This window comes from Rhodoplanes elegans, from assembly GCF_016653355.1.
Classification (GTDB): domain Bacteria; phylum Pseudomonadota; class Alphaproteobacteria; order Rhizobiales; family Xanthobacteraceae; genus Rhodoplanes; species Rhodoplanes elegans.
In genome coordinates this window covers 1-6777 of the sequence record NZ_NHSK01000037.1, presented here as the reverse complement: position 1 = coordinate 6777, position 6777 = coordinate 1, and the positions used below count along the sequence as shown (strand labels likewise).

Genomic DNA, 6777 nt, shown 5'->3' with positions numbered 1-6777 from the left:
GCCCTCGCGGTGCTCGCGGCCTTCGCTCGCCAGCCCCATCATCGAGCCGATGGCGGCGACCGCGTAGGCGCCGTTGGTAACGCCGAGCATGAACACGCAGGCGCGCAGCGAATCGACGAGCATCCCGGCGCGGCGGTCGAGCGGGCCGGCCCCGGCGAAGCGGCGCTCGCCGACGAGGCCGCGCGTCAGCTTCGGCGCCAGGTCCTGCACGGCGGCCATCAGGGCCGGATCGAACGACATGACGGCGACCGGCGCGGTCGTGCCGGCCAGCACGGTCGCGACCCGGCGCGCCAGGGCCTGATCGCCGTCGAAGCGGCTCTTCAGCTCGATCAGCAGGGGCACGCGGCCGCCGACGAGGTCCAAAAGCTCGCCGAGCGTCAGCATGCGGTCGGCGGTGGCCTTGTAGGGGCGGGCCTTCAGGGCGGCCGCGTCGAGATCGCGGACCCGCTCCTTGCCCTCGACCAGCCGGCCGAGGGCGTCGTCGTGGTGGACCATCGCCTCGCCGTCGCGGCTCGGCTGCAGGTCGGTCTCGATGCCGTAGCCGGCCGCGATGGCGGCCGTGAAGGCCGCGGCGGTGTTCTCCACGACGCCGCTTCCGGCATCGTGGAGGCCGCGATGGGCGATCGGGCGCGCCGTGAGCCAAGCGAGGGTCCCCATGGCGCGCCGCTCCTGCCGTCAGGGTTCAGGGTCAGGCGACCTCGAAGGTGCCTTCGACCTCGACCGCCGCGTCGCCGGGCAGCACCGCGACGCCGATCGTGGTGCGGGCGTGCCGGCCTTTCTCGCCGAACACCTCGACCATCAGGTCGGAGGCGCCGTTGAGCACCTTGGGGCCGTCGAGGAAGCTCGGGGCCGAGGCGACGAAGCCGCCGAGCCGCACCACCCGGACCACCTTGTCGAGATCGCCGAGCGCCGCCTTCACCTGGGCGAGCAGGTTGATGGCGCAGATGCGGGCCGCGTCGCGGCCCTGCTCGATCGTCACGTCGGCGCCGAGCTTGCCGGTGGCGACGGCCTTGCCGTCGACCAGGCAGAGCTGGCCGGAGACGAACAGGAGCCGGCCCGACCGGACGAAGCCGACATAGTTGGCGATCGGCGCCGCCGGCGTCGGCAGCACGATTCCGAGCTCCGCGAGTTTCTGTTCGGCACTGCTGGTCATTTGTCGAGCCTCCCCGGCCGTTTGTGGAACGCGACCTTGTCGTCGATCGCGGATCGCCGCGCAATGGGGCGTCGCCATGGCGCCGGCCCCGACATGGCAGCCCGGCATGGCAGCCCGGCACGGCAGCCCGCGATACCCGTCGCCCGATACCGCGGCGCGCATCGCGGGTGGGGTGCGGTCGGGCGAACGCCCGCGTGCAAGCCGGATGCATGGCGGCGCGCGGTTGCGGCGACTCCGGGCGCCGCCTATGTTCCCGTTACGGTGCGCGGGACGGCCCGCCGCCGCACAGGAGATTCCCGACGCGATGGACCTCGGCCCTCTCGGACAGTTGTGCACGCGCCTCCTGCAGGCCCGCCGCCTACAGTTCCGCCTCACCGCTGCGGTCGTGATCGCCGCCGCCTGCACGGCGGCAACGCCGGCGCCCTCGGCGGGCGCCGCGCCGGGGCTCGCCTCGCACCGCGCCGTCTACGACCTCAAGCTCGTCCGCTCGCAGGGCAAGCGGTCGCTGCAGTCGGTCCGCGGCCGTATCCTGTACGACTTCTCCGGCAATGCGTGCGACGGTTGGGTGCTGCAGTTCCGCCAAGTGTCCGAGCTCGACAATGGCGAGGGCAAGGTGGCGGTGAGCGACCTGCGCGCCTCCACCTGGGAGGACGCCGCGGCCAAGAGCTTCCGCTTCAGCTCCCAGAACTACGTCAACGACCGGCCCGGCGACATGGTCGACGGCAAGGCCGAGCGGGGCGACGGCAAGGTCGCGGTGGCGCTCACCAAGCCGACCGGCACGACGTTCGATCTCGGCGTCGAAATGGTGTTTCCGACCGAGCACATGCGGCGCGTTCTCGAAGCGGCGCGCGAAGGCAAGACGCTGCTCGAGCTGCCCGTCTACGACGGCTCCGAGAACGGCCAGAAGTCGTTCAACACGCTCACCGTCATCGGCCCGGCGATCGGCCCGGAGAACCGCCCCGAGGGCGACGCGACGGCCGGCCAGGCGGCGCTCGACGGCCTCAAGCGGTGGCCCGTCACGATCAGCTATTTCGACCGCGCCGCCGGCCAGGGCGAGCAGGTCCCGGTCTACGCCATCGGGTTCCAGCTCTACGAGAACGGCATCTCGCGGGCGCTCCGCCTCGACTACGGCGACTTCGTCGTCGCCGGCGACATGACCCAGCTCGACATCAAGCCCGACAAGGCGTGCCCGTAACTTGAAGCAGTCATTCCGGGGCGTTGCCTCGGTCGAGGTCTCGTGTCCCGGGCGCGGCGCAACGCGCCGCGAACCGGGACCCAGGGGCGATCGGGCGAGGCGTATCCCGTGTGGACCCTGGGCCCCGGCTCTGCGGCACATCGGGCCTTGCGGCCCGCTGCGCCTTGTCCGGGGCACGCGCCCGAGTATCGGGAAAGTCGTTCATTCGTGAGGGGAGCCCCTGTGGCACGGACGAGTCACCCCTTCCGCCGGGTCTCGTCGGTGTCGTCCAGCGACAGGCCGCGCACGACGGCGGCCTTGCCGAACTTCTCCCGGATCTTGTCGACGGCGTGCTCGGCCGCGGCCGTGCGGGTGGCGCGGGTGTCGATCAGGTCGGGCGGATCGGCCGTGTCGCCGGGGGCGAGGCTGCCGACCCCGATCCCGATCAGCCGGAACCGGGTTCCGTCGGCCTCGGGCACCAGCAGGTCGCGGCCGACCGAAAAGATCGTCGCGGCGAGCGCGGTCGGGGCCGGCAGGCTGTGCGAGCGGGTGCGCAGCCGGTGGTCGTGGCGCTTGAGCTTCAGCGTCACGGTGCTGCCGGCGAGGCCGGCCGCCTTCAGCCGCCCCGACACCTTTTCGGACAGCGCCCACAGGAGCTTCTCCAGCCGGCGGACGTCGGCGATGTCGGTGTCGAGCGTCGTCTCGGCCGAGATGCTCTTGGCCGGCCGGTCGGGCGTCACGGAGCGGGCATCGAGCCCGCGGGCGAGGCGGCCGAGCCGCAGGCCCTCGGCCCCGAAGGCGCGCATCAGCGCCGTCTCGTCGGCCCGCTGCAGGTCGGCGACGGTGCGGTAGCCGGCCTTGGCCAGCGTCGCCGCGGTCGCCTGGCCGACCCCGAAGATGGCGGTGACCGGCTTCGGCGCCAGGAAGTGGGCACCGTCGGCTTGCGACAGGACCGAGAAGCCGCGCGGCTTCTCCAGGTCGGAGGCGAGCTTGGCCAGGAACTTGTTCTCCGACAGCCCGATCGAGACCGTGATGCCGACTGTCTGCTCGACCCGCCTGGCGAAGCGCGCGAGCGTCATGGCCGGCGAGGCGCCGTGCAGCCGCTCGGTGCCGCCGAGGTCGAGGAACGCCTCGTCGATCGACAGCGGCTCGACCAGCGGGGTGAGCTGCCGCATCATGGCCCGCACCGTGCGTCCGGCCTCGGCGTATTTCGGCATGTCGGGCTTGATCACCACGGCGTCCGGGCACAGCCGCCGCGCCTCGAACATTGGCATCGCCGAGCGCACCCCGAAGGTGCGGGCGACGTAGCAGGCCGTGGAGACGACGCCGCGCTTGCCGCCGCCGATGATCACCGGCAGGTCCCGCAATTCCGGCCGGTCGCGCTTCTCGACCGCGGCATAGAAGGCGTCGCAGTCGACATGGGCGATGTGGAAGCGGTCGAGATTGGAGTGCCGGACGAGCCGCGGCGACCCGCAGCGGGCGCAGCGGCGGGCGGCGTCCGGCGCCTCGCTCAGACAGTCGCGGCAGAAGGCCGCCATCGGCGCCTCGTGGTCTCGTTCCACCCGACTGTCGGGCGGCGGGTCGAGTCGATCAAGCCTCCCATGCGGGGCGCCATCGCGGGACTCGCCGCAGCGTTCGGATTCACTATACTTAACAAGTCCTTTCCCACGCGCGATTGTTTGCGATTGTGAAAGGAATAGCTTGTAGGATGAGCTAGTAAGGACCATATCGCGGACGGCGCTGAAACGCCGAATTCGCCGGAGCGGTCGAGAACCGCGGGGGGCTTCGATGCCGAAGACCGTCCTCATCGTGGAGGACAACGAGCTCAACATGAAGCTCTTCCACGATCTTCTGGAGGCGCACGGCTACAGCACGATCGGGACGCGCAACGGCATCGAGGCGCTCGACCTCGCCCGCCGTCATCGCCCCGACCTGATCCTGATGGACATTCAGCTCCCCGAGGTCTCCGGCCTCGAGGTGACGCGCTGGCTGAAGGACGATCCGGAGCTCAAGGCCATCCCGGTGGTCGCCGTGACGGCCTTCGCCATGAAGGGCGACGAGGAACGCATCCGCGAGGGCGGCTGCGAGGCGTATCTGTCGAAGCCGATCTCGGTCGGCAAGTTCATCGAGACCGTCCGCCACTTCCTCGGACAGCCGTGAGGTGACCCACCGATGACCGCCCGCATCCTCGTCGTCGACGACGTCCTGGCCAACGTGAAGCTGCTCGAGGCGCGGCTCTCGGCCGAGTATTTCGACGTCATCACGGCGCTCTCCGGCGCCGAGGCGCTGGCGGTCTGCGAGCGGGCGCAGTGCGACATCGTGCTGCTCGACGTGATGATGCCGGACATGGACGGCTTCGAGGTGTGCCGGCGCCTCAAGGCCAATCCCAAGACGCACCACATCCCGGTCGTCATGGTGACGGCGCTCGACCAGGCCGCCGACCGGGTACGCGGCCTGGAGGCCGGCGCCGACGACTTCCTCACCAAGCCGGTGTCCGACATCGCGCTGGTCGCCCGGGTGCGCTCGCTCACCCGACTCAAGCTGATGACCGACGAGCTGCGCATGCGGGCCCAGACCTCGCGCGAGATCGGCATCGAGAACCCGGTCATGGAGGCGATTGCCGACAAGGGCCGGAGCGGCCGCGTGCTGCTCATCGACGACCGCAAGTCGTCGTGGGACCGGATCGCCGGGATGCTGTCGGCCGAGCACACCGTCGACGTCGAGACCGACGCCGCGGAAGCGCTGTTCCGCGCCGCCGACGGCCCCTACGATCTCGTCGTCGTGTCGCTCGGCCTGGAGAGCTTCGACGCGCTGCGCCTGTGCAGCCAGCTCCGCTCGCTCGACCGCACCCGCAACGTCCCGATCCTGGCGATCGCCGATCCGGAGGAGGAGAGCTCGCGGCTCAATCGCGGCCTGGAGATCGGCGTCAACGACTACGTGTTCCGTCCGGTCGACCGCAACGAGCTGCTCGCCCGCGCCCGCACCCAGGTGCGCAAGCGGCGCTTCACCGAGCGGCTGCGCGACAACGTCACGCTGTCGATCGAGATGGCGATCACCGACGCGCTCACCGGGCTGCACAATCGCCGCTACATGGAGACCCATGTGGCGACCCTGGTCGACCAGGCGATCGCCCGCGGCAAGCCGCTGACCGTGCTGGTCCTCGACATCGACTTCTTCAAGTCGATCAACGACACCCACGGCCACGACGGCGGCGACGACGTGCTGCGCGAGTTCGCCATGCGGCTGCGCAAGTCGATCCGCGGCATCGATCTCGCCTGCCGCTACGGCGGCGAGGAGTTCGTCGTCGTGATGCCGGACACCGACATCACGGTCGCCGCGAAGGTGGCGGAACGCCTGCGCCGGCGCATCGCCTCCGAGCCGTTCCTGATCCACGCGTCGGGACGCAGCGTCGAGGTGACCATCTCGGTGGGCATCGCCGGGCTAGCCGGAACGGACGACAGTCCGGCAAAGGTTCTCAAGCGGGCCGACGAGGCGCTCTACAGGGCTAAGCGGGACGGGCGCAACCGGGTGGTCGCCGCCGCCGCCTGAGGCGGGCCCTCGCGCGCGATTTAAGCGCCTGATCTGTAAACCTTAAATGTTTAGGATGCCACACGGGGGCAGGTCCCCGCGGGTGAACGACGGTTGATTTCCCGGGAACTTGCGATAGATTTTGATTGAAATTGCTCGGACGGGAGTGCGCAGGTGCTCCGAGTCGCCGCGTCCCGAACGAGCTGGGCTAACCCTGCGGAGTGCTCAGGTCCGCCGCATCTCCTGGGTCCGTAGGGTTCGGCCGGCCGGTGAGCGGTGAGAGTGGCCTCCTCGAAACACCGCTCCCGGCCGGCCACTTTTAATCGCGGCCGGCATTCGGCCGTCATCCGCCGACGCCGCAAGGCGCGCCTGAGGGCGCCGGGGATGGCGTAGAGCCGGCCGGCGCGCCTCCCAACAGCACCCGTTCCGAACGTCCTGTGCGCGCCCCGGCGGCGCGCCACCCGTCGGGTGGCGTGCCGTACGGCGCGCCCAAACGCCGAAGGCCGGGACGAGCCCGGCCAGCGTGTCGTCAGCGGATCGAAGACGATCAGCGGATCGAAGGAGGAGCAGACCGCGGCGCGCGCCGTGGCGGCATCACTTGATCTTGGCTTCGCGGAACTCGACGTGCTTCTTCGCGACCGGATCGTACTTCTTCTTGACGAGCTTCTCGGTCTGCGTGCGCGAGTTCTTCTTGGCCACGTAGAAGTAGCCGGTGTCGGCGCTCGAGACGAGCTTGATCTTGATGGTGGTGGCCTTCGCCATGGGGCGCCCTCGAAAATCGAACGAACGATGCGGTGAGTTGCGGGCAACCTAGTGACAGAGCTCGAAATGTCAAGGAAGCACCCCGCCCGGCCGCCATTCCGGGCCGGCGACGGGCATCGGCCGGTGCGGAGCGGGGCCGGGCGGGGGCGATCGACGCAGG

General features: G+C 70.3%; 7 protein-coding genes. 3 read left to right on the top strand and 4 right to left on the bottom strand.

Translation table 11 applies throughout. The features are described from left to right. On the bottom strand, positions 1-657 hold a 657-nt coding region (locus tag CCR97_RS02555), incomplete at its 3' end, for a glycerophosphodiester phosphodiesterase family protein (protein ID WP_201159277.1). Positions 658-688: 31 nt separating this feature from the next. Further along, positions 689-1153, bottom strand: a complete 465-nt coding sequence (locus CCR97_RS02550) for a RidA family protein (protein WP_111355548.1) — start codon at positions 1151-1153, stop codon at positions 689-691. Between the two features lie 304 nt (positions 1154-1457). Here CCR97_RS02550 and CCR97_RS02545 point away from each other — a divergent pair, with 304 nt between their 5' ends. After that, positions 1458-2348: a cell envelope integrity EipB family protein gene (locus tag CCR97_RS02545; RefSeq protein WP_170145688.1), complete on the top strand. Its 891-nt coding sequence runs from the start codon at positions 1458-1460 to the stop codon at positions 2346-2348. 236 nt (positions 2349-2584) lie between these two features. Here the strand turns inward: CCR97_RS02545 and CCR97_RS02540 are convergent, their stop codons facing one another. Beyond that, positions 2585-3865, bottom strand: a complete 1281-nt coding sequence (locus CCR97_RS02540) for a DNA polymerase IV (protein ID WP_111355550.1) — start codon at positions 3863-3865, stop codon at positions 2585-2587. A gap of 250 nt (positions 3866-4115) precedes the next feature. Between CCR97_RS02540 and CCR97_RS02535 the strand changes: the two genes are divergently transcribed. Both CCR97_RS02535 and CCR97_RS02530 read left to right on the top strand, forming a co-directional pair. Further along, positions 4116-4487, top strand: coding sequence for a response regulator (locus CCR97_RS02535; RefSeq protein ID WP_111355551.1), 372 nt, complete (start codon positions 4116-4118; stop codon positions 4485-4487). A gap of 12 nt (positions 4488-4499) precedes the next feature. After that, positions 4500-5876, top strand: a complete 1377-nt coding sequence (locus CCR97_RS02530; RefSeq protein WP_111355552.1) for a PleD family two-component system response regulator — start codon at positions 4500-4502, stop codon at positions 5874-5876. 573 nt (positions 5877-6449) lie between these two features. On the opposite strand, the gene rpmG is transcribed toward CCR97_RS02530, so the two are convergent. Then, positions 6450-6617 (bottom strand): 50S ribosomal protein L33, encoded by a 168-nt coding sequence (gene rpmG / locus CCR97_RS02525; RefSeq protein ID WP_111355553.1) that lies wholly within the window; start codon positions 6615-6617, stop codon positions 6450-6452. Between the last annotated feature and the right edge of the window lie 160 nt (positions 6618-6777).

Coding starts and splice junctions, on each gene's coding strand:
- CCR97_RS02550 (WP_111355548.1), bottom strand. CDS start 1,153: ATGACCAGCAGTGCCGAACAGAAACTCGCGGAGCTCGGAATCGTGCTG.
- CCR97_RS02545 (WP_170145688.1), top strand. CDS start 1,458: ATGGACCTCGGCCCTCTCGGACAGTTGTGCACGCGCCTCCTGCAGGCC.
- CCR97_RS02540 (WP_111355550.1), bottom strand. CDS start 3,865: ATGGCGGCCTTCTGCCGCGACTGTCTGAGCGAGGCGCCGGACGCCGCC.
- CCR97_RS02535 (WP_111355551.1), top strand. CDS start 4,116: ATGCCGAAGACCGTCCTCATCGTGGAGGACAACGAGCTCAACATGAAG.
- CCR97_RS02530 (WP_111355552.1), top strand. CDS start 4,500: ATGACCGCCCGCATCCTCGTCGTCGACGACGTCCTGGCCAACGTGAAG.
- rpmG (WP_111355553.1), bottom strand. CDS start 6,617: ATGGCGAAGGCCACCACCATCAAGATCAAGCTCGTCTCGAGCGCCGAC.